General features: G+C 71.9%; 23 protein-coding genes. 13 read left to right on the top strand and 10 right to left on the bottom strand.

The features are described from left to right. Positions 1–205: 205 nt before the first annotated feature. Positions 206–889 carry a hypothetical protein gene (locus M8C17_RS09880; RefSeq protein WP_252416101.1) on the top strand — a complete coding sequence of 228 codons (684 nt, stop codon included), beginning with the start codon at positions 206–208 and terminating at the stop codon, positions 887–889. 17 nt (positions 890–906) lie between these two features. Here M8C17_RS09880 and M8C17_RS09875 read toward each other — a convergent pair whose 3' ends face one another. Beyond that, complete coding sequence (locus M8C17_RS09875) at positions 907–1,209, bottom strand: hypothetical protein (RefSeq protein WP_252416100.1); 303 nt, start codon at positions 1,207–1,209, stop codon at positions 907–909. Between the two features lie 392 nt (positions 1,210–1,601). Here M8C17_RS09875 and M8C17_RS09870 point away from each other — a divergent pair, with 392 nt between their 5' ends. Further along, complete coding sequence (locus tag M8C17_RS09870) at positions 1,602–4,469, top strand: hypothetical protein (RefSeq protein ID WP_252416099.1); 2,868 nt, start codon at positions 1,602–1,604, stop codon at positions 4,467–4,469. Between the two features lie 91 nt (positions 4,470–4,560). Here M8C17_RS09870 and M8C17_RS09865 read toward each other — a convergent pair whose 3' ends face one another. After that, the gene (locus M8C17_RS09865; RefSeq protein ID WP_252416098.1) at positions 4,561–6,240 is read right to left on the bottom strand and encodes a DNA repair helicase XPB; all 1,680 of its coding nucleotides are present in this window, start codon (positions 6,238–6,240) and stop codon (positions 4,561–4,563) included. 173 nt (positions 6,241–6,413) lie between these two features. Between M8C17_RS09865 and M8C17_RS09860 the strand changes: the two genes are divergently transcribed. Beyond that, positions 6,414–7,316 (top strand): L,D-transpeptidase family protein, encoded by a 903-nt coding sequence (locus M8C17_RS09860; protein WP_252416097.1) that lies wholly within the window; start codon positions 6,414–6,416, stop codon positions 7,314–7,316. Positions 7,317–7,411: 95 nt separating this feature from the next. After that, on the top strand, positions 7,412–7,648 hold the full coding sequence (locus M8C17_RS09855; protein WP_252416096.1) for a hypothetical protein: 237 nt from the start codon (positions 7,412–7,414) through the stop codon (positions 7,646–7,648). Between the two features lie 33 nt (positions 7,649–7,681). On the opposite strand, the gene M8C17_RS09850 is transcribed toward M8C17_RS09855, so the two are convergent. Beyond that, positions 7,682–10,168: a helicase-associated domain-containing protein gene (locus M8C17_RS09850; RefSeq protein ID WP_252416095.1), complete on the bottom strand. Its 2,487-nt coding sequence runs from the start codon at positions 10,166–10,168 to the stop codon at positions 7,682–7,684. An 83-nt stretch (positions 10,169–10,251) separates the two neighbouring features. On the opposite strand from M8C17_RS09850, the gene M8C17_RS09845 reads away from it, so the two are divergent. Both M8C17_RS09845 and M8C17_RS09840 read left to right on the top strand, forming a co-directional pair. After that, on the top strand, positions 10,252–10,875 hold the full coding sequence (locus M8C17_RS09845; protein ID WP_252416094.1) for an HAD family hydrolase: 624 nt from the start codon (positions 10,252–10,254) through the stop codon (positions 10,873–10,875). A 28-nt stretch (positions 10,876–10,903) separates the two neighbouring features. Continuing rightward, positions 10,904–11,290, top strand: coding sequence for a cold-shock protein (locus M8C17_RS09840; RefSeq protein ID WP_252416093.1), 387 nt, complete (start codon positions 10,904–10,906; stop codon positions 11,288–11,290). Here M8C17_RS09840 and M8C17_RS09835 read toward each other — a convergent pair. Continuing rightward, entirely contained in the window at positions 11,251–12,099 is an 849-nt protein-coding gene (locus tag M8C17_RS09835) for a 1,4-dihydroxy-6-naphthoate synthase (RefSeq protein WP_252416339.1), read from the bottom strand. The two genes, M8C17_RS09840 and M8C17_RS09835, sit on opposite strands and share 40 nt — an antisense overlap. A 479-nt stretch (positions 12,100–12,578) precedes the next feature. Here M8C17_RS09835 and M8C17_RS09830 point away from each other — a divergent pair, with 479 nt between their 5' ends. Further along, positions 12,579–13,481: a GNAT family N-acetyltransferase gene (locus M8C17_RS09830; RefSeq protein ID WP_252416092.1), complete on the top strand. Its 903-nt coding sequence runs from the start codon at positions 12,579–12,581 to the stop codon at positions 13,479–13,481. A 47-nt stretch (positions 13,482–13,528) separates the two neighbouring features. Here the strand turns inward: M8C17_RS09830 and M8C17_RS09825 are convergent, their stop codons facing one another. Then, a complete protein-coding gene (locus M8C17_RS09825; protein WP_252416091.1) occupies positions 13,529–14,179 on the bottom strand; it encodes a futalosine hydrolase in 651 nt (216 codons plus the stop codon). Continuing rightward, positions 14,176–15,777 (bottom strand): MFS transporter, encoded by a 1,602-nt coding sequence (locus tag M8C17_RS09820; RefSeq protein ID WP_252416090.1) that lies wholly within the window; start codon positions 15,775–15,777, stop codon positions 14,176–14,178. The genes M8C17_RS09825 and M8C17_RS09820 overlap by 4 nt, the downstream gene beginning before the upstream one ends. An 87-nt stretch (positions 15,778–15,864) precedes the next feature. On the opposite strand from M8C17_RS09820, the gene M8C17_RS09815 reads away from it, so the two are divergent. Then, on the top strand, positions 15,865–16,704 hold the full coding sequence (locus tag M8C17_RS09815; RefSeq protein ID WP_252416089.1) for a DUF3027 domain-containing protein: 840 nt from the start codon (positions 15,865–15,867) through the stop codon (positions 16,702–16,704). Positions 16,705–16,740: 36 nt separating this feature from the next. On the opposite strand, the gene M8C17_RS09810 is transcribed toward M8C17_RS09815, so the two are convergent. Further along, positions 16,741–16,986, bottom strand: a complete 246-nt coding sequence (locus M8C17_RS09810) for a DUF2530 domain-containing protein (protein ID WP_252416088.1) — start codon at positions 16,984–16,986, stop codon at positions 16,741–16,743. Positions 16,987–17,074: 88 nt separating this feature from the next. Between M8C17_RS09810 and M8C17_RS09805 the strand changes: the two genes are divergently transcribed. From M8C17_RS09805 to thpR, 5 genes are all read left to right on the top strand, one after another. After that, positions 17,075–18,553 carry an NCS2 family permease gene (locus tag M8C17_RS09805; RefSeq protein WP_252416338.1) on the top strand — a complete coding sequence of 493 codons (1,479 nt, stop codon included), beginning with the start codon at positions 17,075–17,077 and terminating at the stop codon, positions 18,551–18,553. Between the two features lie 116 nt (positions 18,554–18,669). Next, positions 18,670–19,119, top strand: a complete 450-nt coding sequence (locus tag M8C17_RS09800; protein WP_252416087.1) for a MarR family transcriptional regulator — start codon at positions 18,670–18,672, stop codon at positions 19,117–19,119. 71 nt (positions 19,120–19,190) lie between these two features. Further along, the gene (locus M8C17_RS09795) at positions 19,191–20,474 is read left to right on the top strand and encodes an MFS transporter (protein ID WP_252416086.1); all 1,284 of its coding nucleotides are present in this window, start codon (positions 19,191–19,193) and stop codon (positions 20,472–20,474) included. Positions 20,475–20,609: 135 nt separating this feature from the next. Next, positions 20,610–21,119, top strand: coding sequence for a hypothetical protein (locus M8C17_RS09790; protein ID WP_252416085.1), 510 nt, complete (start codon positions 20,610–20,612; stop codon positions 21,117–21,119). A gap of 12 nt (positions 21,120–21,131) precedes the next feature. Beyond that, the gene (gene thpR, locus M8C17_RS09785; protein WP_252416084.1) at positions 21,132–21,710 is read left to right on the top strand and encodes an RNA 2',3'-cyclic phosphodiesterase; all 579 of its coding nucleotides are present in this window, start codon (positions 21,132–21,134) and stop codon (positions 21,708–21,710) included. A 102-nt stretch (positions 21,711–21,812) separates the two neighbouring features. Here the strand turns inward: thpR and sepH are convergent, their stop codons facing one another. The 3 genes from sepH to M8C17_RS09770 all read right to left on the bottom strand — a co-directional run bounded on the left by sepH (position 21,813) and on the right by M8C17_RS09770 (position 25,585). Continuing rightward, the gene (gene sepH, locus M8C17_RS09780; RefSeq protein ID WP_252416083.1) at positions 21,813–22,895 is read right to left on the bottom strand and encodes a septation protein SepH; all 1,083 of its coding nucleotides are present in this window, start codon (positions 22,893–22,895) and stop codon (positions 21,813–21,815) included. Positions 22,896–23,080: 185 nt separating this feature from the next. After that, on the bottom strand, positions 23,081–24,208 hold the full coding sequence (gene serC, locus M8C17_RS09775) for a phosphoserine transaminase (protein ID WP_252416082.1): 1,128 nt from the start codon (positions 24,206–24,208) through the stop codon (positions 23,081–23,083). Between the two features lie 270 nt (positions 24,209–24,478). Beyond that, the gene (locus M8C17_RS09770) at positions 24,479–25,585 is read right to left on the bottom strand and encodes a citrate synthase 2 (RefSeq protein ID WP_234589034.1); all 1,107 of its coding nucleotides are present in this window, start codon (positions 25,583–25,585) and stop codon (positions 24,479–24,481) included. Positions 25,586–25,602 lie beyond the last annotated feature (17 nt).

Raw genomic sequence — 25,602 nt, 5'->3', positions numbered from 1 at the left:
TGACGCCATCAGGTCGACAGCGCGTGAGACAGACACCTGTGCCGGGCCGATGCGCGTCGCCTCACCCGTCCGGTGGAGCCGACGCGTTCCGTCATCTCTCACGTTTTGCCTGCTCATACGCTGCGCGGAAGGCAGGTGGCACTCTCACACCCGGCGGAGGGCAATGGTGGCGTCGAGGCATACACGTCGGATGGTGGTGTCGGCCGTGGCCGGCGGACTGTTCGCCCTCGGGGTGATCGCGCCCGGTCCGGCGGCGGCGCCGCTGCCCCGCGCCGCCCAGGCCGACGGTTCGGTGGCCCCCGAAGCGCGCGAGCCGCGCCCGCCGCTGCTTCCCGCCGACTTCCAGGGCACCGGCCGGTACATCGTCCGTGACCTGGGCATCGACGTTCCGTTCACCTGGCAGGGCAGGGGCGGCAACAGCCAGATGATCGCTGGTGGCCCGGAGCATCCGATCTGGTTCACGAACCTGATCTACGAGAACACGCTCTACACGCTCACCTACAGGTGGCCGAACATCCCGCTCCACCCGCCACGCGCGTGCAGCAAGGTCCCGGGGTTCTTCAACCGCCAGATCTTCAACGACAGGCTGAAGACCGCGCGCTTCGTGGGACGGGAGATCCTGCAGGGGGAGAAGGATCGGTACGTCGACCACTGGCGGGTTGGTGTCGTCGGGGGGTCCACGGTACCGGGCGAGTTCTTCCGGTTCCCGATCGCGCTCGGTGACATCTACGTCGACCAGCGGGACCCGAGCCGGTGGTGGCAGGTGTTGCAGTTCGGCCTGCAGAACCTCTTCGACCCGGAGCTGGACGAGTGGTTCACGATGACCACGTTCGACCACCGGCCGGGCGAGGTCACGCTCCCCGACCGGTGCCCACCGCCAACCTCGTGACCGGTCGACCTCGCGGTCTAGAAATCGATCTTTTGTACGCAGGCGCAGCGTTCACCGTTGACGCGGCCACGAACCCAGCCACTGCCTGCACATCGTCGACAGGAACCCTTCGCCAGCGGGTCCGTCGTCTCCGGTTCGAACCACGGTAGGCCGGCTCTGAAGCCCAGATACGACTGCCACAGGCTGTACAGGCCGACGAGGAGGAGAACCACCCCGAAGACGACGAGCCCGACAGGTTCACGCAGCCAGATGAGCAGGCCGCCTGCGAAGACGAACATCGGCCCGAACAGCAGATGCGTGAAGCGCGACAGCACAATCACGGCTCTGCCTCCTGCGTGTACACCGGGCGGGTGATCGGATCGATACTAGTCAGCCGAAAGCCGCGGTCCTACCCCGTGCGCTGCTGGGGGGCCGACCGGGTCGCGGCGTCTTCGTCGCGGAGTCAGGCCGGAGTCGAGCACAACCGCGGCGATCGGTCCGGTGTCCCGGTGGAGCGGTCCTCGATTTCCTGCTCACTCAGATCGCCGGTTGAGGCGCACCCTTCATTCCTCGACCTCGCCCGTTCACGGCCGGAGACGACGTGAAATCGGGTACGTGGCGCGTTGCCGCACCTCGATATGCTCGGCCCCGCCATGGCGACGCACGCCATCGTCAACGGGGGGACACATTGATCGCGCGCGCACGAAGATTACTGGCCGCATCACTCGGGATCGTGCTCGGTGCGGGGTTCGTCAGCGTCACCGCCACGCCTGCACAGGCCTACGAGCAGTGGGACGTAACCAGGTCCGGCTGGGCGTACACCGACTCTCACCTGCCGAAACAGTCGTTCGTCAACCCTTCCGGTGACGCGCCGATCGGCGCCTGGGCGGACGAGGCCGGAAACAAGCACAAATCCCGGTCCTACTTCACCTTCGACATCTCGCGCTTCCGTAAAGCCATCATCCACAAGGCGGACCTGGTCATCGCGGAGCGATCGGCCGCTGACTGCGCATCGGCCCAGCCGGTCGAGCTCTGGCGCACCGATCCGATCAAGGCGACCACGAGCTGGCAGGCAACGCCGCGCCGACGTGAGTTGCTCGGCACCGTCCAGGCCGGTGGCGAAGCCACATGCCCCGGCTATCTGGTCTGGGACATCATGCCCGCCTTGCAGAAGCTGGCGAATCAGGACCAACAGACTCTCACCGTCGAAATCCGCGTGCCGCAGGTCCACGAGGGCAACCTCTCCCACGGCCGTAAGCTCCGCCCGTTCCCGGCTATCCGCAGCGAGGCCAACCACGCACCGACGGTGGCGCAGATCGGGCTCGAGTTTCCGTCGTGGTCCTGCGGCACCAAGGAGAACCCGCAGCCGGTGGGGGCGCGCAGCTACACCTTCATGGTCCGGGGCGCGGATGCGAACAGCAACGATTCGAACTACAACGGACAGTTCGCCGCCTGGCCGGTCGGCCAGAAGGACCAGCGTTCCGAACGGTTCGGTTCGAGTTACGGAGGCCATCTCTCCAAGGTCGCCTGGGAGATGGGGCAGTACCCGCACGGAACAGTGGTTGCCTGGACCGCCCGCGCCTACGACGGTCACGACTACTCGCCGTGGGCCAAGCCGTGCTACGTGAAGGTGGACGGGCAGCGGCCGGCCGCACCCGTGGTCACCTCGGCGAAGTACCCGGATGACGGTGAGTCGCACGGTGGTTCGGGAGTACCGGGGACGTTCACCTTCAAGGCCAACGGCACGCCGGACGTGGTCGGCTACTACTGGGGGCGCTTCGGCGAGACGTACAACTACCTCCCCGCGCCCGCACCCGGCGCGGACGTCACCCTTGAATACACTCCGACCTCGTTCGTCGAGTACCTGAGCGTCCGCAGTGTGGACAGCGCGTCGAACTCCTCCGAGGTGACCGAGTACCGGTTCCTCGTGAAATCCACGGCACCGCAGGTGCGGGTGACGATGGGTGGTGTCGGCCTGCCGAGCCAACTGGCGATCTCGACCAATGTCGAGGGGGTCACGGAGTTCGGCTACCGGATCGGTGACGGCGACGAGGTCAGGGTCCCGGCGAAGGTCGACGGCACAACCGACGTCCCCGTGGTGTTCACGCAGGCTGGTGTCATCAAGCTCCAGGTGCGCAGCTACGCCGGCACCGAGTTCGTCGGCGCACACACCGAGGACCTGTCGGTCCGTGACACCCCGATCGTGGAGTCCGCCGACTTCGCCTTCCCGGACCACGACGGTGTGGTGGATCGTCCCGGCAGCTTTACCTTCCGCCCGGGCCGAGTCGGAGTGGTGGCGTACGAGTACGGGTTCCTCTACGACGAGATGCAACGCGTCGAAGCGGCAGCGGACGGCACCGCGGTGCTGCGCTGGACGCCGACGGAGCCGAACTGGTACGTGCTGAACGTGCGCAGCATCAGCGCCGACGGCACCGTTTCGGAGGTCGTGCAGTATCAGTTCAATGTCATCGACATCAAGCCGACCGTCTACTCGAGCACGTACTACGAGGGCGGCGTGTGGGGCGGCGTGGGCATCCCCGGTGAGTTCAACTTCGACACCGCGATGCCGGACGTGGACGCCTACCTCTACCGGCTCAACGACGGGCCTGAGCAGACCGTCGACCCGGAGTACAGCTGGGCTCGGGTGACGCTCGCCCCTGATCACTCCGGCAGGAACACGTTGACGGTGCGTACGCGCTTCCTCGACGGGACCTTCTCGCCGACCCGGACGTACACGTTCGAGGTCAGCGACGCACCGGTGGTGACCTCCAGCGACTACCCCGAGAGCGACTCCGCCGGCCAGCCAGGCCAGACGGGCAGGGTCACCTTCAACCCGGGCCGCTCCGACGTGGTCGAGTACCGCTACGTGCTGGAGTACAGCGGTGAGGAGCAGGTCGTGGCCGCCGGAACGGACGGTAGGGCCACGATCGAGGTCACGCCGACGCATCCCGGGTACACCCTGCTGACGGTCACCAGCCGGGCGGCCGATGGCACGGTCAGCGCGGAACGGCGGTACTTCTTCCGCGTACGCGACCCGCGGGTGAACGTGAACAGCGCCTACGACGAGTACACCCCCCGGGGCGGGATCGGCGCGATCGGCGGGTTCGGGGTATACACCGAGATCGGCGAGGTGACGACCTTCGAGTACCAGCTCAACGGCGGCGCCTGGCAGAGCGTGCCGAAGACTCCCGACGCGCTGGTGACCGACATCTCGGTGACCATGGATCGCAACGGCGCGAACGTGTTCTCGGTGCGGGGTCGGACCGGGGCGGGCGAGTACACGCCACAGACGGACTACCCGTTCCTGGTCGGCACGGCGCCGCTGGTGTCGTCGAGCACCTACCCGGACAACCAGTGGGCCGGTGGCGTGGGCGTACCGGGTGACTTCACCTTCACCCAGGGCAGTCCGGGTGTGGTGGAGTTCGAGTACACGGTCGACGACGGGCAGCCGGTGACGGTGGCGGCAAACCCCGCCGGCGTCGCCACCGCGAGCTACACGCCGACATCGGCCAGCTCGCACACCATGAGGGTGCGCGGACGCACGGCCGACGGGGCATGGACCGACACGACGAACTACTACTTCCTGGTCAACTACTCCTGACCGGGCGTCGACGCGGTGGGCTGTCCCGTCCGGGACGGCCCACCGCGTCACGCTGCGTCAGCCCTCGACGCGGGCGTCCGGGCAGTCAGCTTCAGTCCACGCTGGGCAGCTTCGGGCCGAGGACGTCGTCGGCGTCGATGATCGTGTACGCGTAACCCTGCTCGGCGAGGAAGCGCTGCCGGTGCGCGGCGTACTCGGTGTCGATCGTGTCCCGCGAGACCACCGTGTAGAAGTGCGCCTGCCGACCGTCGGCCTTCGGGCGCAGCACCCGGCCCAGCCGCTGCGCCTCCTCCTGCCGGGAGCCGAACGTCCCCGACACCTGGATCGCCACCGCCGCCTCGGGCAGGTCGATGGAGAAGTTGCCGACCTTGGAGATGACCAGCGTGCGGATCTCCCCGGACCGGAACGCGTCGAAGAGCCGTTCCCGCTCCTTGTTGGTCGTCGAGCCCTGGATGATCGGCGCATCCAGGTATTCGCCGAGCTGGTGCAACTGGTCGATGTAGGCGCCGATCACCAGCACCTGGTCCTCGGGGTGTCGCTCGACCAGTGCCTTCACCACCGGCAGCTTGGTGCGCGCGGTCGCCGCCATCCGGTAGCGCTCCTCGGCCTCCGCCGTCGCGTACGACATCCGCTCCGCGTCGGTCAGCGTCACCCGGACCTCGGTGCACTCGGCCGGGGCGATCCAGCCCTGCGACTCGATGTCCTTCCACGGCGCGTCGTACCGCTTCGGGCCGATCAGGCTGAACACGTCGCCCTCCCGGCCGTCCTCGCGGACCAGAGTGGCCGTCAGGCCGAGCCGGCGGCGGGCCTGGAGATCCGCGGTGAACCGGAAGATCGGCGCGGGCAGCAGGTGGACCTCGTCGTAGACGACCAGGCCCCAGTCGCGCGCCCCGAACAGGTCCAGGTGGGTGAACGCGCCACCGCGCCGCGAGGTGAGCACCTGGTACGTGGCGATGGTGACCGGCCGGATCTCCTTGCGGTCGCCCGAGTACTCCCCGATCTCCTCCTCGGTCAGCGACGTGCGCGCGATCAACTCCCGCTTCCACTGCCGGCCAGCCACCGTGTTGGTGACCAGGATCAGCGTGGTCGCCTTCGCCTCGGCCATCGCCGCCGCGCCCACCAGGGTCTTGCCGGCGCCGCAGGGCAGCACCACGACGCCCGACCCGCCGGCCCAGAACGCCTCCACGGCCTCCCGCTGGTACGACCGCAGCGTCCACGGCTTGCGGCCGTCCTTGCCGGCCTCGGCCAGCTCGATCGGGTGCGCCTCACCGTCGACGTAGCCGGCCAGGTCCTCCGCTGGCCAGCCCAGCTTCAGCAGCGCCTGCTTGAGCCGGCCCCGCTCGGACGGGTGCACCTGGATCGTGTCGTCGTCGATCTTGTTGCCGAGCATGCCGGCGAGCTTCTTGCTCTTGGCCACCTCGATCAGCACCAGCCGGTCGAGCGCCCGCAGCACCAGGCCGTACGCCGGGTCGTTGGCGAGCTGAAGTCGGCCGTAGCGGTCCATCGTGTCGGCCACGTCCACCAGCAACGCGTGCGGCACCGGGTAGCGCGAGTACTTGATCAGGGAGTCGACCACGCCCTCGGCGTCGTGCCCCGCGGCCCGGGCGTTCCACAGCCCGAGCGGGGTCAGCCGGTAGGTGTGCACGTGCTCGGGAGAGCGCTCCAGCTCGGCGAAGGGCGCGATCGCCATTCGGCAGGCCTGCGCGTCCGGGTGGTCGATCTCCAGCAGCAGGGTCTTGTCCGACTGAACGATCAGTGGTCCACCGCTCACGCCAGCGTCCTCTCCTCCGGTTGGCCGTCCGGTCGTGGCGTCTGCTTACCCGCCGCCGGCCGACCATCCAGTGTTGCACGGTGCGGGATGTCGGAAGAAAGATGCTCACCGGGCGCAACCGAGATGGCACTCACGAACGTCTAGGAAAGGGACGACTGTCCAGGGGAGGCACCATGAAGCATGTCCGGATCACTTCCCGGCTCGTCGCCCTGATGGTGGTCACGCTGGTCGGCGCCGGTGCGTGCGCGTTCGATCCGCAGGCCGGCGGGGGTGGCGGCGGGGGAGCCGCCCCTGCGGGTGCGGCGGAACAGACAACGGGGGCGAGCGGCACGTCCGGGCCGGACCAGCGCGGCCGGCCCACGCCGACCGCGTCGACGCCGAAGCCGACCCGGAGCGCCACGCCGAAACCGACGGCCAGCGTCACGCCGAAACCGACCCGCAGCGCCACGCCGAAGCCGACCACCAGCACCGTCGCACCGGTCGCCGGGTGCCCGCAGGGCGAGCACCAGCGCGCGGTGGAGACCTACCTGGCCCGGTTGGGCGGGTTCGGGTCGGTGACCGTCGACGGCCGCCAGTCCGCCGCCGACTGCGCCGCCATCAAGAAGTTCCAGCGCCGGTACGGCATCCGCCCCGTCGAGGGGCGCGCCGGGCCGACCACCCACGACGTGGCCCAGCGGCTCGCCACCACCGATCCGGCGCGCTGCAAGACCGGCAAGGGCACCACGTTCTGCGTGGACCTGACCCGGCAGACCGTCTGGGCGGTCCGCGACGGCAAGGTGATCATGGCGCCGACCGTGACCCGGACCGGAATGTCCGGCTACCGCACCCCCGCCGGCACGTACACCGTCAACTACCGCAACCCCAAGGAGTGGTCCGACCCGTACGAGGTGTGGCTGCCGTACTGGCAGCACTTTACCCAGGGGATGGGCTTCCACGAGACCACCACCTACCTGCACGAGAAGTCGATCGGCTCGCACGGGTGCGTCAACCTGTTGCACGCCGACGCCGTCCGGATGTGGGAGTTGGGGAAGGTGGGCACCCGGGTGGTGCTGATCGGCCGCCGTCCCGGCACCTGAGCCACGCCGCGAAACGCGGGGATAACCCCCTGTCCGACCGGTCCTGCGAGTGTCACCCTGGGAGTCCAGGACCGGACCGGGCGGGGAGGCTGGGTATGACGGTCGACCGGGACGTGATCGAAGCGCACGAGCAGGCATCACCCGACGAGGTTTCCCGCGCGACCGTTGTCGCGTACGCCGTCGCGGCGGCACTCCTCGTCGGGTGGTTCCTCTTCGGTTGGCTCGTGCTGCGGCAGGGTTTCGTCGACTCGGTGGGGGAGTCCGCCGGCGCCGGCTTCGCACTGCTGCTGATCATCTCGGTCGTCGGCACCGTACGCCGCAGTCGCCGCTGACCGGCCCGCCGCGGCTGCCGGCGACGCCCACGGTCAGTCCGCCAGCACCGCAGCGGTGATCCGGTGCAGAGCGAAGGTGTGCAGCATCTCGGTTCGCTCGTCCTCGGCCCGCAGGTAGCCGGCGCCGATCGAGACCGGCTTGACCAGCCGCGACGCGGTCGCCCCGTGCGCGTCGACATAGCCCACCCAGACCAGCGCCCGGTCGCGGACCGCCTGCTGGAGCACGGCCAGCGCCTCGCTGTGGGTGTGCGCCGGCACCGGGCCGCCGCCCAGCCCCGCCGCGCCGCCGCGCACCACCGCCGGTGCCCGTCGGGCCGCCCGCGCTGCCGCCTCACCCCGACGGATCTGTTCCACCACACCCAGCAGCTTCGGCATGGGCAGCTTCTGAACGGCCAGCGGGTCCAGCGTCCGGGTGGTCATCGGCACCCGGGCCGGTGCTCGCCGGACCCGTGGCCGGGACAGCACCGTGCTGCCGCTGGAGTCCTCGGGCACCGGGGCGTACCCGGCGTCGCGCAGAGCGCCCAGCAGTCGACCCACCTGGTACGGGGTGCTCAGCACCGTCGGCGCGAGCCGGCGCAGCGTCAGCGACTCCAACCGCCGGTCGGCCAGCACCTCCGTGAGCAGCGCCTCGTCGTCGCTGCGCAGGTACGCCCCGGCCGAGCCGACCCGCAGCCCGCCGTGCTTGCGGGCCACGTCGTCGATCAGGTAGCTCAGGCCCTGCGGCACCGGTGTACGGGACCGTCGCCGGAACAGCTCGTGCAGGTCGTCGGCCGAGTAGCCGGCGTCCAACGCCCGCCGCACGCTCGCCGTGGTCACCCGGTGCACGCTGGCCCCGCCGGCCGACTCCGGTTCGGTCATCGCCTCCAACTCGACGGCGAGCGCCGGCTCGGGCGGCCCGGGCACCACCACGGTCAGGTCTGCCTGCACCAGGAAGTGGTCGACCGGGGCGGGTAGCAGCGCGTCCAGCGCCCGAGCCGCGCCCGACGGATCGCCGCTCTCGACGTCCGCGTGCAACCCCAGCGGGTCGTCGCCGCCTCGCTCGTCGGCAGAGGTCAGGTCGGCCAGCAGCAGCCGCCCGTACGAGGTGAGCGCCCCCAGACCGGTGACGCCGAGCTGCGCCGCCTCGGCCAGCACCTCCCGGTGGGCGGCCTCCCGACCCCGGCTGCGTCGCGGCGCCCGCCAGTCCAGCAGGTCCTGCACCTCCTCGGGGGTGGGCGCGGTCGCCGGCTCCAGATCGGCGAGTACGCCGAGCACCGCCCGCCGGGTGGCCGGCGCGCCGGCCCGTTCGGCCTCGGCCGAGAGCGCGGTGATCGGCCGGTCCCGGTCGTCACGACGGCCGACCAGCCCCACCTGCCGGCTCATCGTCAGCCATGCGCGGGCCAGCTGCTCCCAGCGCTGGGCCAGGGAGGCGGCACGCCACACCTCGTACCCGCCGGTCGGCAACACCTGTTGGTCCGCCCCGTACCGGGTGGTGGTCGCGCCGGGCATCTCCAGCTCGCCGGCGAGCCCCGCCGCGTACGCGACCTCCAGCAGCAGCGCCGTGTTCGGCTCGTCCAACCCGGCCGTGCGGGCCAGCCGGCGCAGGTCGCGGACGCCAATGCCGCCCGAGCGCAGCACCGGTGCGGGCTCGGCGGCGAGCTGCTCCAACAGCCCTTCGGTCTGCCGCACCACCTCCATGGTCTGCCCGGCTCCGGCGGAGTCGACCGCCTTCGCCTCGCGAGGTGCGGCGGCCACCGGCGGCGGGCTGGTGCGCAGCGGCCCGAGCGGGCCGCTGTCGCGGCGCAGCAGCAGGCCGACCTCGCGGGGCAGCTCCACCGTGCCGCTGGCCGTCGACGAGCCGTTCGACACGGGGACGAGCAGCCGGTTGTCGACCAGCCAGCGCACCGGGGATCCGGCGGGTGCACCGCCGTTGGTCGGGTCCGAGAGAACGGGGTCCTCCGCGCCGACCGGCGGGGCCTGCAACGCGCCCGGGGGCACGCTGCCCACTGGCGGCCCGGCCGCCAACCGGTCCAGGATCGCCCGGGCCGAGGGGGGTGCGGCGAGCAGCGTCCGACGCAGTTTCGCCGGGTCCGCGCAGAGCGCGGCCGTGCGCGGGTCCAGCTCCGCGGCGGGGTGACCGAGCCCGGCGGGGTACGGGGAGACCTCGTCGACGGCGGGCACGACCTGGAGCGCGTGCTCCGGGCCGTACAGCAGGAAGAGCGCGCGCAGCCGGCCGACGGCGGCCCGGATGGCCGTCGGCGCCGGTGGGCGGGGCCCGGCGGTCGCCATGGCGAGCACAGCCTCGGTGGCCGTGGTGCCCTCGTCCGGGTCCCTGGTGAGTCGGGCGGCGTCGAGGATCTGGAGGGTGAACTGGTCCAGCCCGTCCAGCGCGCGGGCCACCGAGACCCGGGACTGGGCGCGGATGGCCAGGGCGGAGATGTCGGCCGGCACGGGCACGACGAGGTCGGGCCGCAACTGGAGGAGGGCGGCCAGCGACTCGTCGGGCAGCGACCGCAGGTGGTCGGCGAGTGAGGTGGTCATCGTCTTCCCACGCTAGCCCGGCATCGGCCCGTCGCGCCCCTCGGACGTCCGCCCGGCCGGAGTCCCCGGGTACGTTTCTCGACATGCCCGCACTGACCGTCGGATTCGATCTCGACATGACCCTGGTCGACTCCCGCCCCGGCATCGCGGCGGCCTACCGGGCGCTGACGGCGAGGACCGGGGTGCCGGTGGACGCGGACCTGGCGGTGTCCCGGCTCGGCCCGCCGCTGCGCACCGAGATCGCGCACTGGTTCCCGCCGGAGGAGGTCGAGTCCGCCGTGCAGGTCTACCGCGAGCTGTACCCGGCGTACGCGATCACCCCCACCATTCCGCTGCCCGGCGCCCGGGAGGCGATCGAGGCCATCCGCGCCCGGGGTGGCCGGGTGTTGGTCGTCACTTCCAAGATCGGGCGACTGGCCCGCCTGCACCTGGACCACCTCGGCCTGGTCGTCGACGAGTTGGCCGGCGACCTGTTCGCCGAGGAGAAGGCGACGGCCCTGCGGGAGCACGGGGCCACCCACTACGTGGGGGACCACGTGGCGGACATGGTGGCGGCGGGGGTGGCCGGGGTGCCCGGGATCGGCGTCGCGACCGGCCCTTGCTCCGCGGACGAGCTACTCGCGGCCGGGGCGGACGTGGTGCTGGACGATCTCACCGGATTCCCAGCGGCGCTCGACGGCATGATCCAGCTAGCCTTGGAGCAGTAGACGGCTCAAGTGAAGCAGGGGATCTCAGGTGCCTACGGGTCGAGTGAAGTGGTACGACACGGCCAAGGGATACGGCTTCGTCACCAGTGACGAGGGCGGCGACGTGTTCCTGCCCAAGGGCGCGTTGCCGGCGGGTGTCACCGAACTCAAGGGTGGCCAGCGGGTCGACTTCAGCGTGGTGGACAGCCGCCGGGGCGCGCAGGCCATGGGCGTCAAGCTGTTGGACGCGCCGCCGTCGATGGCGGAGCTGCGCCGGCGGCCGGCCGAGGAGCTGCACGGCCTCGTCGAAGACATGATCAAGGTGTTGGAGGCGAAGGTCCAGCCGGATCTGCGCCGTGGCCGGTACCCGGACAAGAAGGCCGCGCAGAAGATCGCTCAGCTGGTCCACGCGGTGGCGCGCGAGCTGGAGGTCTGAGGCACCAGCCCGGCGTCGGCGGCCCGGTCGAGCAGGGCAGTGACGGCTGCGAACCCGGCCTCGCCCAGGTCGGCGGTGAACTCGTTGACGTAGAGACCGATGTGCCGGTCGACGACGTCCAGTTCCATCTCCTGGGCGTGCGCGAGCACGTACTCCCGGCTGGCGGCCGGGTCCGCCCAGGCCTGCCGGACCGACTCGCGGACCCAGCCGGCCGCTGCCTCCGGGTCCACCGCGCCTTTCCGGGCCAGGATCGCACCGAGGGGGATGGGTAGGCCGGTGTCGGCCTCCCACCACTCGCCGAGGTCGACCAGCGCGGTCAGGCCGTGCCGGTGGTAGGTGAACCGGGCCTCATGGATGACCAGCCCAGCGTCGTAACGGCCGGCTGCGACGCCGGGCATGATCTCGTGGAACGGGACCACCTCGATCCGGGCGGGCGGCCGTCCCGCCGACCAGAGCCGGAACAGCAGGTAGGCGGTCGTGCGGTCGCCCGGCACCGCCACCGTTGCGCCGGTCAGGTCGGTGCGGTCCGGCCCGCCGGTGCGGTCGCCCCTGGTCAGCACCAGGGGCCCGCACCCGCGCCCGAGCGCGCCGCCGCACGGCAGCAGGTGGTAGTCGTCGAGCAGCCAGGGCAGCGCCGCGAAGCTCACCTTCACCAGGTCGAACGCACCTCGCTCGGCGGCCGTGTTGGTGACGTCCACGTCGGCGTACGTCACCTCGACCGGGGGCGCGCCGGGCACGCGACCGTGCACCAGGGCGTGGAAGACGAACGTGTCGTTGGGGCAGGGCGAGATCGCCAGGGAGAGCGCCACGTCCCCACGGTAGCCCCGCCCCCGCCCGGCACTCGCGCTCACCCACCGACTGTGACCCGGACCCGAAGCGAGGCGGGAAACCCAACGAACGCCCACGAACGCCCACGACCACCCGCGCGGCCTTCGTCCCGCCGTAAGCCGACCGGGCCGGCGCGATTGCTGGAGCGGTCGCCATCGCGACCCGGCATCACGGTCCAGCAGACGCCGCTCCCAGCGGGCGCTGCCGGGTGCCCCTCCATCGGCGTTGCGCGACCACCCCGGACTCCCTTTGGAGCTGATGTCGCAAACGATTCAGCGAGCGGAACCGTGGCGCGTCAATGTTCCGGCTGATCGTCATATTCCGGGTGATGTCGTAAACGATTCAGCTCCAAAGGGACTGTGCGGAGCGGGTCGTCCACCGGCCCGGGATTGTCCACAGGGTTATCCACAGCTCCAGCGAGGGTGTTGATAGCTCGACGGCGGGGCTGGAGCATCGGCCTGTGACCGAAGCGACCTACGGCACGGAGCAGACCGCTGCGCCGGAGACGGACGGCGTCACCGACCTCACCGACGAGAGTGGCGGGGCCGATCTCGGCAGGGTGCTTCGGGCACTCCGCCGCCGGGCCGACCTGAGTCAGCGGCAACTGGCCGAGAGATCCGAGGTACCGCAGGCGACAATCGCCCGGATCGAGTCGGGGCGGGCGGTCGATCCCAGGTTCCGAACGGTGGAGCGGCTGGTCCGGGCAGCGGGTGGGGAGGTGACCATCGGTGTGTCACCGCCGACCGCGGCCGCGGCGCCGGTTCCGCACGACGACATGCGGGACGAGGCAGGACGACGGTACCCGGCTCACCTGGACGTCTGGCCGGTCCACGAGCCGCGGGACTGGCCGGGCGCCTGGTGGGCGGAGTGGTACCGGCTGCCACCCGAACGGTATCCGCTCCCGTTGCCGCCGGCCGCGTACGAGCTGAACCGGCGGTACCGGGACAACCGACGCTGGGGTGCCGAGGTGCGCCGGACGGCCCGGGTACGGCGGGTCACCGGCGGCGATCTGCCGGGTACGTGCTGGCGGTTCGTCGCCGAGTTGCCCGACGGCGAGCTGGTCGGTGAACTGCGGGCCCACGAGCGCAGCCCGCACCTCGATCACGGGGAGTGGTACCCGGGCGAGCCGGAGCGGGAGATGGTCCTCGACGGAGTGCTCGTCGCCGCACGGTACCGGCGGTTGGGGCTCGGGCGTCGGCTCGTGACGGCACTCGTCACCGAGATGCGCCAGGCGGGGATCGACGAGGCGGCTGCGCTCGCCGAGAACTTCGGCATCGAGTTGCTGCTCGCCTGCGGGTTCGAGATCGAGGCACGCCGGCCGGCGGCGCTACGGCTGAGTTCGGGCCGGCGGCGGTACGGCTGAGTGCCCGCCGGGTCGACACCAGCGCCGCGTCGAGGCGGCGACTGGTGTCAGCGCAGCGCCGAGGCGGCCGTGGTCAGGGCGGTCAGGGCCTCGCGCAGCCGCCAGGCGTCCCGGTCGCGGGGGCCGATGGGGTTGGAGATGGTGCGCAGCTCGGCGAAGGGCACCCCGGCCTGCGCCGCGGCCACCGCCACCCCGTACCCCTCCATGGCTTCGGCGACCGCCTCCGGATGCCGCCGGCGCAGCGCCTCGGTGCTGGCGGCGGTGCCGGTGACCGTGCTGACCGTGAGCACCGGGCCGCTCGTGGCCCGCGGTAGGGCGGCCCGCAGCGTCGCCACCAACCGTGGGTCAGCCGGCACGACGCTGCCTCCGCCGAGCAGCGCGGGCGGCATGCCCAGCTCGTCGATCGGGATGAAGCCGTCCGGTGACTCGGCGCCCAGGTCGGCGGCGATGCTGGCGGTGCCGACCACGGTGTCGCCGACGGCGGCCTGACCGGCGAAGCCGCCGGCCACGCCAGCGCTGACCACCGCGCGGTACGGGCGGCCGGCCGCCTCGGCCAGCGCCAGCAGCCGTGCGGTGGCGGCACCGGCCACGGCCGGGCCCACCCCGACCGGAGCCACCGTCACGGTGGCGTCGGTCAACCCGGCCCGGACCGCGTCCGCCTCCGCGGGCACCGCCGTCACCACCAGCAGACCGGTCACGAGAGGGAGCCGGGGGACTCCCGGCGGGTGTCGTCGTCCGCGCCGCCACCCGGCCCGCCGACCGCGGACGAGGGACGGTAGATGTGGTAGCCCGGTGGGGCGAGCCCCGGGTCGTCGTAGTGCGGTGAGCCGGCCTGGCTGGGCGCCGGCGAGGTGGGCGTCGGGTCGGCCGCCTCGTCGGCCGCCTCGTCTTCGGCCAACTCGTCGTCACCCAGCGGCCTGCCGGCCAGCTTCTCCCCGCGCAGCCGGGCGGCGACCAGCACACCCCGGGTGGCCGCCAGTACGCCCGCCCCGGCGGCGACCGCGATGCCCATGCGGCCGTCGAACGGGACCAGCCCCAGCCCGCCGCCGGCGACGAAGGCGAGCATCAGCGCCGTCTCGGAGTGGGCGAAGGAACTGGCCCGCAGCCGCTCCGGGATGCGTTCCTGGATCGAGGCGTCCACGGCCAGCTTGGCCACACCGCTGGCCAGCGCGCTGACCAGGCAGAGCAGGGCCACCATCGGCAGCGAGAACTGGATGACGGCGAGCACGGCCACCCCGGCCACGATGACCATGCTGCTGGACTGGATGGTGGCCGGCCGATGGATGCGCAGACGGGTGCCGACGGCGGTGGCCAGGAAGCTGCCGACCGCCAGGGCGCCGCCGACCAGGCCCAGCGCCCACTCGGCACCCAGGTCCCGGCCGAACACGACGGTCGTCAGGTCGCCCTTCTTGATCGCGAAAGCGAGGAAGAGCAGCAGGAACCCGTACACCGCGCGCAGCGTCGCGGCACCGATCAGGGTGGCGATCACCAGCCGGCCCGCGGGGCGGCCCCGGCCCAGCGGGCGGTCCCCGCGGCGTCGGCCCAGCGCGCGCAGCGCCCGGGGGACCCGCTCCGGTGGCTCGGAGTCGGCCTTCGGTGGCAGGCGCAGCGAGATCACCATGCCGACCAGGAAGATCACCGACGCGACCCGCAGCGGCCACTGCGGCCCGAACCAGAACGCCGCCAGCCCGATCGGCGCCACCAGTGCGCCCGCCACCGTGCCGTAGACGCTGGCCCGGGCACCCACCTGGGAGAGGCCCAGCCCTTCGGGCAGCAGTCGGGGCACGGCCGCCGACCGGGCCACGCCGTACGCCCGGGACAGCGCGAGCACCCCGAACGCGGCCGGATAGAGCCCGAAGCCGTGGATGTAGTCGGAGATCAACCAGGCCAGGAACGCGCGGCCGAGCATGGTGGCGGCCAGCGCGTACCGCCGGCCGTGCCGGAAGTGGTCCAGCAGCGGGCCCACCACGGGGGCGAGCATCGCGAACGGCACCATGGTCACCAGCAGGTAGAGCGCGACCTTGCTGCGGGCCTCGCCCAGCGGCACGTTGAAGAAGATCGTCCCGGCCAGGCCGATGGCGATCAGGGTGTCGCCGGCGCAGGAGAGGGCGTGCAGGTCGAACAGGCGGACCATGCCGACCTCGCCGCCGGCGCCCCGGGCCCGTGCCCGGCCGGCACTGCGGGTCATCCAACGCCCGCCGCCCATCGAGCCACGCAACAGCAGCCGGATGGCGCGGATGCCGGTGCCGACGGTCCGCCCGAGGACGGAACGCCCGGAGCGGGAGTACGACGGCATGTGCACCATCCTCGCCCATCTGATCCGGCTACGCCGCACCACTGCGCGAAAGCTTCCCCGGGAGTCCCTGTCACCTCTGCGGGGAGCATGGGGAACAATGGTGAGGTGACCAGGCCCGCCTCCACCCGCGCCGCCCGTCTCGACCAGGTCTGCGCCGCCGCCGTCGAGGTGGCCCGCGCTGGCATCACCGAGGTGGACGCCGACGATGTCGGCGACCACCTGCAGGTCGTGGCCGAGGGCGATCGGCTGGTCACCCACTACTTCGAATGTCGTCTCGCCGGCTACCGGGGCTGGCGGTGGGCGGTCACCGTCACCCGGGTGCCGCGCAGCCGCACGGTGACCATCTGCGAGACGGTGCTGCTGCCCGGCCCGGACGCGCTGCTCGCGCCCGGCTGGCTGCCGTGGCAGGAGCGGCTCAAGCCGGGCGACCTCGGCCCGGGCGACCTGCTGCCGACCCCGCCCGACGACGACCGGCTCGCCCCCGGCTACCTGCTCTCCGACGACCCGGCGGTCGAGGAGACGGCCTGGGAGCTGGGCCTCGGCCGAGCGCGGGTGCTCTCCCGGGAGGGTCGCGCCGAGGCGGCGCAGCGCTGGTACGACGGCGACCACGGTCCCACCGCGGCCATCTCCGCCGCCGCTCCGGCCGCCGCCCGCTGCGGCACCTGCGGGTTCTACCTGCCGCTGGCCGGCGCCATGCGGCAGGCCTTCGGCGCGTGTGGCAACTTCTACGCTCCCGACGACGGCCGGGTGGTGAGTGCCGACCACGGTTGCGGCGCCCACTCCGAGACGCTGATCGAGGCGGCCGAGACCGCCGTCGAGGAGTTGCCGACGGTGTACGACGACAGCGCGGTGGAGGCCATGTCGGTCAGCCGCGCCCCGGGCTCGGTGGAGGCCGCCGAGCCGGCGGAGCCGTACGGGCACCCCTGACCTTCCGCCCCGGCTGTCCCGGCGCGGCCGTCCGGGTCAGCTCGCGCGGCGGCGGCGTCGGTTGGCGTCGTGCCGCATCATCACGGCGAGGCCGGGGAAACCCCAGAGGAAACCAGCGAGGCAGGTCCACAGCCAGTTCTCGTGATCGTGGTCGGTGAGCCAGCCACGGAAGAAGATCAGCAGGACCAGCCCGGCCACCGCCCACGCGATCAGCCCGGCGACGGCGAACGGCACCATCGGCGGGTCCAGCGGTGCGGGCCGCGGGGGCTGCTCGTTCGGCACGGGGCAAGCGTACGCGATCCACTTCCCCTGCCCACCGGTGATCTGGGACGATGCGCGCGACAACCGGAAGATCACCTGCGAGGACCTGATGGCAGTAGCGCCGCCCGAGAACGGCACACCACCCGACCCCGCTCACCCACGTAACGGCTTCGACCGGTTCTTCGAGATCTCCGCCCGCGGCTCGACGCTGAGCCGTGAGGTACGTGGTGGCCTGGCGACCTTCTTCACGATGGCGTACATCGTGGTGTTGAACCCGCTGATCCTGGGCGGTGCCGTCGACGGTGACGGCAAGACCCTTCCCATCCCCGCGCTGGCCGCGGCGACCGCGCTGGTCGCCGGCCTGATGACCATCCTGATGGGTGTGGTCGGCCGGTTCCCGTTGGCGCTCGCCGCCGGTCTCGGCGTCAACGCGCTGGTGGCGTACGAGATCGCCCCCGAGATGACCTGGGCCGACGCCATGGGTCTGGTGGTGATCGAAGGTGTGATCATCGCGGTGCTGGTCCTCACCGGCCTGCGGACCGCCGTGTTCCGCTCGGTGCCGACCCAGATGAAGACCGCGATCGGCGTCGGCATCGGTCTCTTCCTGACCATCATCGGCCTGGTGGACGCCGGCTTCGTCCGGCGCGTCCCGGACGTCCAGAACACCACCGTCCCGGTCAGCCTGGGCATCGGCGGCAAGCTGGTGAGCTGGCCGCTGCTGGTCTTCGTGGTGGGTCTGCTGCTCACGCTGGTGCTGGTGGTCCGCCGGGTGAAGGGCGCGATCCTGATCGGGATCCTCGCCTCGACGGTGCTGGCGGTGATCGTGGAGGCGGTCGCCAACATCGGCCCGTCGTTCGTCGATGGGAAGCCCAACCCGAAGGGCTGGGCGCTGAACGTGCCGGAGCTGCCGAAGACGGTGGTGGACCTGCCGGACCTGTCGCTGCTCGGCAAGTTCAACGTGCTCGACTCGTGGGGCAGGGCCGGTTGGCTGGTCGTGCTGATGTTCGTCTTCACCCTGCTGATCACGGACTTCTTCGACACCATGGGCACGATGGTGGCGGTCGGCCAGGAGGGCGGCCTGCTCGACGAGAAGGGCACTCCGCCGAAGGCCAAGGAGATCCTTCTGGTCGACTCGATCGCCGCCGCGGCCGGCGGTGCGGCCAGCACCTCCAGCAACACGTCGTACATCGAGAGCGCCGCCGGTGTCGCGGAGGGTGCCCGGACCGGTGCGGCCAACCTGGTCACCGGTGTGCTCTTCCTGCTGGCGATGTTCCTGGCGCCGCTGGTGGTGGTCGTGCCGTTCGAGGCGGCCTCGACGGCGCTGGTGGTGGTCGGCTTCCTGATGATGACCGCGGTGCGGACGATCGACTGGTCCGACTACGAGATCGCCATCCCGGCGTTCCTCACCATCGTGCTGATGCCGTTCACCTACTCGATCTCCAACGGGATCGGCGCGGGTCTGATCACCTTCGTGGTGGTCAAGCTGGCGCGGGGTAAGGCCCGGGAGGTCCACCCGCTGCTGTACGGGGTGGCCGCGCTGTTCGTGCTGTACTTCCTGCGCGGGCCGATCGAGTCCCTGGTGCTCTGATGCACGTCCGGGCGGGGAGACCGAATCGGATTCCCCGCCCGGACCAGCACAAACCTCCTCGTGAGCCTGGTCATAACGGATGTCGTTAGCCAGGCTCATTAGTTAAGCTAACTATCGTGACGGAGCGGACGGTGACGGCGGAACGCGTGCCACCGGCGCAACTGGCTCCCCAGTTGCGTGATGCGATCACCCGACTCAACCGGCGGGTCCGCCAGGCCCGACCGGTCGGCGACCTCACGGTCACCCAGGTCTCCGCGCTCACCAGCCTGCGGCTGGCGGGCGCGCTGACGCCCCGGGAACTGGCCGACGTGGAGCGGGTGCAGCCGCCGACGATGACCAAGATCGTCGCGAAGTTGGAGGAGCGCGGCCTCGTGCAGCGCACACCCCATCCGACCGACGGTCGGCAGGTCATCCTCGCGGCTACCGAAGGAGGGCAGGCCGTGCTCGACCAGTTCGAGCGGGCCCGCGATGAGTGGCTGGCCCACCGGCTGGCCGCGCTCGACGAGGACCAACGGGAGACCCTGCACAGGGCCGCCGAGATTCTCCAGCAGCTCGCTCGCGCCTGAGCCGCGCCCGCGCCACCGGGCCGTGCCGTCACGTGTCGATGACGCGTACGTCCGGAGGAGGCGCACCAAGAGTGCAGGCCAAGTTGAGCACGATGTTCCAGTCCCTGCAGGTCCGCAACTACCGGCTCTTCGCATCCGGGCAGCTGATCAAACTGATCGGCGTCTGGATGATGTTCATCGCCCAGGACTGGCTCGTCCTCGAGCTCTCCGACAACTCGGCCACCGCGCTCGGCGTGGTCACCGCGCTGCAGTTCACCCCGGTGCTGCTGCTCACCCTGCTCTCCGGCCGCCTCGCCGACCGGTACGACAAGCGGGTACTGCTCTTCGCCGCCAACGCCTTCTGGACCGTGCTGGCACTCGGCATGTCCCTGCTGGTCCTCACCGACCTGGTGCAGCTCTGGCACGTCTTCGCCTTCGCCGCGCTGCTCGGCACGGCCAACGCCGTGGAGACCCCGGTCCGCCAGGCGTTCGTCTCCGAGCTGGTCGGCACGCCACTGCTGCCCAACGCGCTGTCGCTCAACGCGGCCGTGTTCAACTCCGCCCGGATCGTCGGCCCGGCCGTCGCCGGTCTGGCCATCGCGGCCTTCGACGTGGGGCCGGTCTTCCTCTTCACCGCGCTCAGCTCGGTCGCGCCCCTGGTCAACGTGGTCCGGATGCGTACGGCAGAGCTGCACCGCGACGCCCTGCTGCCCCGCGACGAGCGGGCATCGGCCCGGGTGGTCGACGGGCTGCGGTACGTGTGGCGCCGCCCGGACCTGCTGCTGCCGATGGCGGTGATGTCGGTGATCGGCATGTCGCTGTTCAACTTCCAGCTCACCCTGGCAGCGCTCGCCAAGACGGTCTTCCACACCGGCGCCGCCTCGTTCGGCCTGTTCAGCACCGCGCTGGCGGTCGGCGCGCTGGGCGGCGCGCTCAGCGGCACCGGTCGGCGCAGCCGGCCGTCGGTGTGGCTGGTGCTCGGTGCCGCGATCGCCTGCGCCAGCTTCGGCACCCTGGTCGGCTTCGCGTCGACGTACTGGCTGGTCGTGACGCTGCTGGTGCCCACCGGCTTCTTCATGGTGTTCTTCGCGCAGGCCGCCAACCAGCGGGTCCAGTTGGGCGTGGACGCGGCCTTCCGGGGGCGCGTGATGGCCCTGTGGGTGCTGGTGTTCCTGGGTACCAACCCGGTCGGCGCGCCGCTGATCGGCTGGGTCGCGGAGCACTTCGGCGCCGGCGCCAGCATCTGGATGGGCGGGCTGATCTCGCTGGCGACCGCGCTGATCGCGCTCACCTGGCAGCTGCGCCGCTCCGGTGCCCGGCTGCGCTTCCGGGTGCTGCCGATGCCCCGCTTCTACGTCACCTCCACCGACTGCTGAGACCGCTGAACCGGCCCCTCGCCCTTCCTGGGCGGGGGGCCGCCGCACCCCCACCGGCGGGCGTCCCGTTGAGCGGATGGCGCGGATGCGGCCAATTCGGTGGCGGGGCGGCACGACGGGGCTTAGCGTCGATACGTGGGTGTCGGACGCGCGCTGATGCTGGCCCTGGCGTTCCTCGCCGTGGCCAGTCTCCCGGCGGCATTCGCCCTGCTCTTCTGCGCCGACGAGATCCTGGACCGGGTGGTCTGCGGCTGGTCCGAGTGGCGTGAGCGCCGGCGGGAAAGACGCACCATCGCCCGTCTGGACCGCGCCATCGAGGCCGACGCCCTGACCCGGGACATCGATCTCAGCGATTTCGACCGCACCGACCGGCGCCCTCTCGAACAGCTCGCCGCCGACCTGCGCCGCCTCGGCGGCCAGCGGATCGGCGGCACCGGCCGGTCGATGGTCTGGCACGGCGCGGTGCTCCAGGCGTACGACGACCGGCTGCGGCTGGCCTGCCGCGCCCTCGGTATCACCGAGCACCTCGGCGAGTTGACCGGCGTCGACCAGGAGATCGAGCGGGTGCGGGTGGAGGGTGTGCTGCACGCGGCCGGGCTGGCCCTGCCGGCGGCGCGGGCCGGGCACCGGCAACGGCACCACTGAGCGGCACGACGCTTGCGGCTCTTCGTGGCGGTCTACCCGCCCATCGAGGCGGTGACCCACCTTGGCGTGCAGGTCGCCCGGCTGCGGGTCGGCGCGGCGGCCGCCGCCGGCACCAACGTCCGGCTCGCCGACCCGGCCCAGTTGCACCTCACCCTGGCCTTTCTCGGTGAGGTCGAGACTGCCCGGCTGGTCGAGGTGGAGAGCGCGCTCGGGCTGGCCGCCGAGTGGTTCCGAGAGAGCCGGGACGCCTCGCCGCGACTGAGCCTCGGCGGGGGCGGCCGGTTCGGCCGGGGCCGCTTCACCGTGCTCTGGGTGGATCTCCGGGGAGACGTCGAGGCGCTGCACATGCTGGCCCGGCTGATCCGGTCCCGGCTGCGGCACGCCCGGGTGCCGCACGACGACAAGCCGTTCCGCCCGCACCTGACCGTGGCGCGGCCCGGTGACCGGGTGGACCCGGCCGACGTCGAGGCCGACCAGGCCACCCTGGACGCCTACCAGGGTCCATCGTGGCCGGCGACCGAGCTGCTGCTGGTGCGCAGTCACCTCGGCCCTCAGCCCCGGTACGACCGCCTCGCCGCCTGGCCACTCTGACTCGCTCAGCGGGGGGAGCGCAGGAAGCCCCACACTGCCGCGGCGTCACTTCGCGTGCCTCGCGCCGACGGGTGGCGAACCGCCACCCGTCAACGCGAAGCGTCAGGAGGACTCGCGCGCGGCCGGACCACTGCCGAAGAGCACGTCGTCCCAGCTCGGCAGCCGCTTGCGCGGCTTGCCGTTGGCATCGGTGGACTCGCCGCCGGCGGCGGCCGCCGCGGCACCGGTCCGGCGGGGCCGCAGCACCGCCAGCGACGGCACGGCCGGCACCTCCTTGGGCGCGTCCGAGTCGTCGTCGAAGGCCGACCCCTGGCCGCCGCCGAGCAGCGCCGCGGCGCCACCGCCGACCGGACGCTGCCGGGGCGCGTCCGAACCGGCAAGGGCAGCCGGGGTACGCGGCTCCAGGCCGCGACCCGACGAGGCCCCGAGCGGGCGGTCCAGCGAGGCGAGCAGCGCGTCCCTGCCGGCCCGGATCGGGTCCCGGCCGGGGCGCGGGTGCTCGGACGCCGCCGGCAGCCCGTGCCCACCGCGGCTCGGCTCGCCCCGCGACGGACCGGGCAGGGCGTGCCCGCCCCGCTCCGGCGCCGGCTCCTGACCGAGGATCGGCGTGGGCCGCTCGGCGCACAGGTACTGCGCCATGTCGTCGTGCGGGGTGACCGCCTGGCGGGTCTTGTCGAGATCCCAGATCGCCTGCGCGGTGGCCTTGCCGGACGGCCAGGTGGCGATGATCCGCCAGGTGCCGTCGTCGCGGCGGTACGCGTCCCAGGAGATCTTCTCGGTGTCGATGCCGTGCTGGCTCAGCCGGCCGTTGACCACCTCGGCGAGCGGGGTGGGCTTCTCCGCACCCTTGAGCCGGGTGCGGCGGGCGTGCTGGGCGAGCATCGCCCGCTCCTGGAGGACCGGGCCGGCGTAGCGCAGCACACGGTCGACCGGCACCCCGGCGATCCGGGCGACGTCCTCGGCGGACTCACCGGAGCGGATGCGGGCCTGGATGTCCCGAGGGGACAGTGAGGGGATCGGGTCGGCGGCGGCAGGCGCCACCGCGAGCGGCGGGGCACCCGGCTCGGCGTGCAACGCGCCGGCGATCCGGTCGTCGATCGGCAGGGCGAGCAGTCGCCCCACCTCGTCGGCGAGAACCAGAGCATGGCCGTCCTCGGAGAGGGCGACGAAGCGTACTGGGCGCATTGCGTTGCCTCCGTCCCGCTTCGCTGGCCGCACGCCACGAGTCGGCCACCCAGGCGTCTCGGACCACCGTACGCGCATCTGCTTCGGGGTGGGGGAAGCGACACCCCGCATGTCGCGACTGAGCTGCAACGATGATCACGGTCGGTGTCCGTCGGGGCCCCGACGAACACCGACCGTGACGATCTTCAGAGTCGTTCGACCACGTAGTCGATGGACGCCGTCAGGGCCTCGACGTCGGCCGGCTCGACGGCCGGGAAGAGCGCCACCCGCAACTGGTTGCGGCCGAGCTTGCGGTACGGCTCCGTGTCCACGATGCCGTTGGCGCGCAGCGCCCTGGCGATCGCGGTGGCGTCCACCCCGTCGACGAAGTCGATCGTGGCGACCACGTTGGACCGCAGCGCCGGGTCGGTGACGAACGGGTTGGCCACTGCGGACCGCTCCGCCCAGCCGTACACCGTCGCGGCGCTCTCCGCGGTGCGCTTCGCGGCCCAGGACAGGCCGCCCTGCGCGTTCATCCAGTCGGTCTGCTCGGCGGCCAGGAAGATGGTGGCCAGCGCCGGGGTGTTGTACGTCTGCTCCAGCCGCGAGTTGTCGATCGCGGTGACCAGGTCGAGGAAGGCCGGGATGTACCGCCCGGACGCCTTGATCTCGGCGGCCCGGTCCAGCGCGGCCGGCGACATCAGCGCCAGCCAGAGGCCGCCGTCGGAGCCGAAGCACTTCTGCGGCGCGAAGTAGTAGACGTCGGTCTCGCCGACGTTGACCTCCAGGCCGCCGGCGCCGGAGGTGGCGTCGACCAGCAGGAGGGAGCCCTCGTCGGCCCCGGCCACCCGGCTGATCGGCACGGCGACGCCGGTCGAGGTCTCGTTCTGCGGCGTCGCGTAGACGTCCACGCCGGCCTCGGCGACCAGGGCGGGTGCGCTGCCCGCGTCCGACTTACGGACGGTCGGCTCACCCAGGAACGGGGCGTCCTTGACCGACTTGGCGAACTTGGCGCCGAACTCCCCGAAGCTGGCGAACTGCGCCCGGTCCCGGATCAGGCCGAAGGTGGCGACCTCCCAGAACGCGGTCGTGCCACCGTTGCCGATCACCACCTCGTAGCCCTCGGGCAGCGAGAAGAACTCGGCGATGCCGGCGCGCAGGCGGGCCACCTGGTCGCGGACCGTCTTCTGCCGGTGGGAGGTGCCCAGGTAGCTGGTGGCCACCTCGGCGAGGGCGGACACGGCCGCCGGACGGACCTTGGACGGGCCGCAGCCGAAGCGTCCGTCGGCGGGCTTGATCTCGTCGGGAATCCGGATGGTCGGTGCGTCAGCCACGGTTCTGAAGGTCCTTCCGCATGGGCGAGGGCGGGCCCGGTCAGGGGGCCCGGTGCGGACCGACGGTGGGCGCGCACGCGGGCCGGTATCCGTACCGGTGATCCGGCGACACTGCCGGCCCTCATCCTTGCACCCTGGGCCGGCGGCGGATGTGGGGGTCCCGCCGGCCGGCCTGAGTCGTTCGCCACACCCGGGTGCCCGCCCGCCCGACGGTGGACAGAAAAGGGCCCCTCCCGAACGGCAGCCGTCGGGAGGGGCCCTTCGCACACCTCAGACGCCGTGCGGGATGGCGCTCCAGCCTTCGACGTCGCTGGGCTTGCGGGTGTTCGGGCCCACGTAGCGGGCCGACGGGCGGACCAGCCGCTGCAGGCGCTTCTGCTCCAGGATGTGCGCGCTCCAGCCGCCCATCCGGGCGCAGGTGAACATGGAGGTGAACATGTGCGCGGGCACCTCGGCGAAGTCCAGCACGACGGCCGACCAGAACTCGACGTTGGTGGCCAGCACCCGGTCCGGGCGGCGGGCCTGCAACTCGGCCAGTGCCGCCTTCTCCAGCGCCTCGGCGATCTCGAAGCGGGGCGCGCCCAGCTCCTTGGCGGTGCGCCGGAGCACTCGGGCGCGCGGGTCCTCGGCCCGGTAGACCCGGTGGCCGAAGCCCATCAGCCGCTCGCCGCGGTCCAGTACGCCCTTGACGTAGCCCTCGGCGTCACCGCTGCGCTCCACCGCCTCCAACATGCTGAGCACCCGGGACGGTGCGCCGCCGTGCAGCGGGCCGGAGAGGGCGCCGATGCCCGACGAGATGCAGGCCGCCGCGTCCGCGCCGGTGGAGGCGACGATGCGGGCGGTGAAGGTGGAGGCGTTCAGGCCGTGCTCGGCGGCCGAGATGAAGTACGCGTCGACGGCCTTGACGTGCCGCGGGTCGGGCTCGCCCCGCCAGCGCTTCATGAACCGCTCGACGATGGTCTGCGCCTTGTCGATCTCCTTCTGCGGTACCGCCGGCAGGCCGAGGCCCCGGGCGGACTGGGCGACGAAGGAGAGCGCGGTCACCGACACCCGGGCGAGATCCTCGCGGGCCTGCTCGTCGGAGATGTCCAGCAGCTGGCTGAGCCCCCAGTACGGGGCCAGCATGGCGACCGCGGACTGCACGTCGACGCGGATGTCGCCGGAGTGCACCGGCACCGGGAACGGCTCCGCCGGCGGCAGGCCCGGCCCGAACCGACCGTCGACCAGCAGGGCCCACACGTTGCCGAACGAGACCTGGCCGATCAGATCCTCGATGTCGACTCCGCGATAGCGCAGCGCGCCACCCTCACGGTCAGGTTCGGCGATCTCGGTCTCGAAGGCGACCACGCCCTCCAGCCCGGGTTTGAAATCGGCCATGTCGCTCTCCTGGATCT

Source organism: Micromonospora sp. RHAY321 (genome assembly GCF_023896955.1).
GTDB lineage: Bacteria > Actinomycetota > Actinomycetes > Mycobacteriales > Micromonosporaceae > Micromonospora.
The sequence above is the reverse complement of the archived record's forward strand: the minus strand, read 5'-3'. Positions and strand labels throughout refer to the sequence as shown.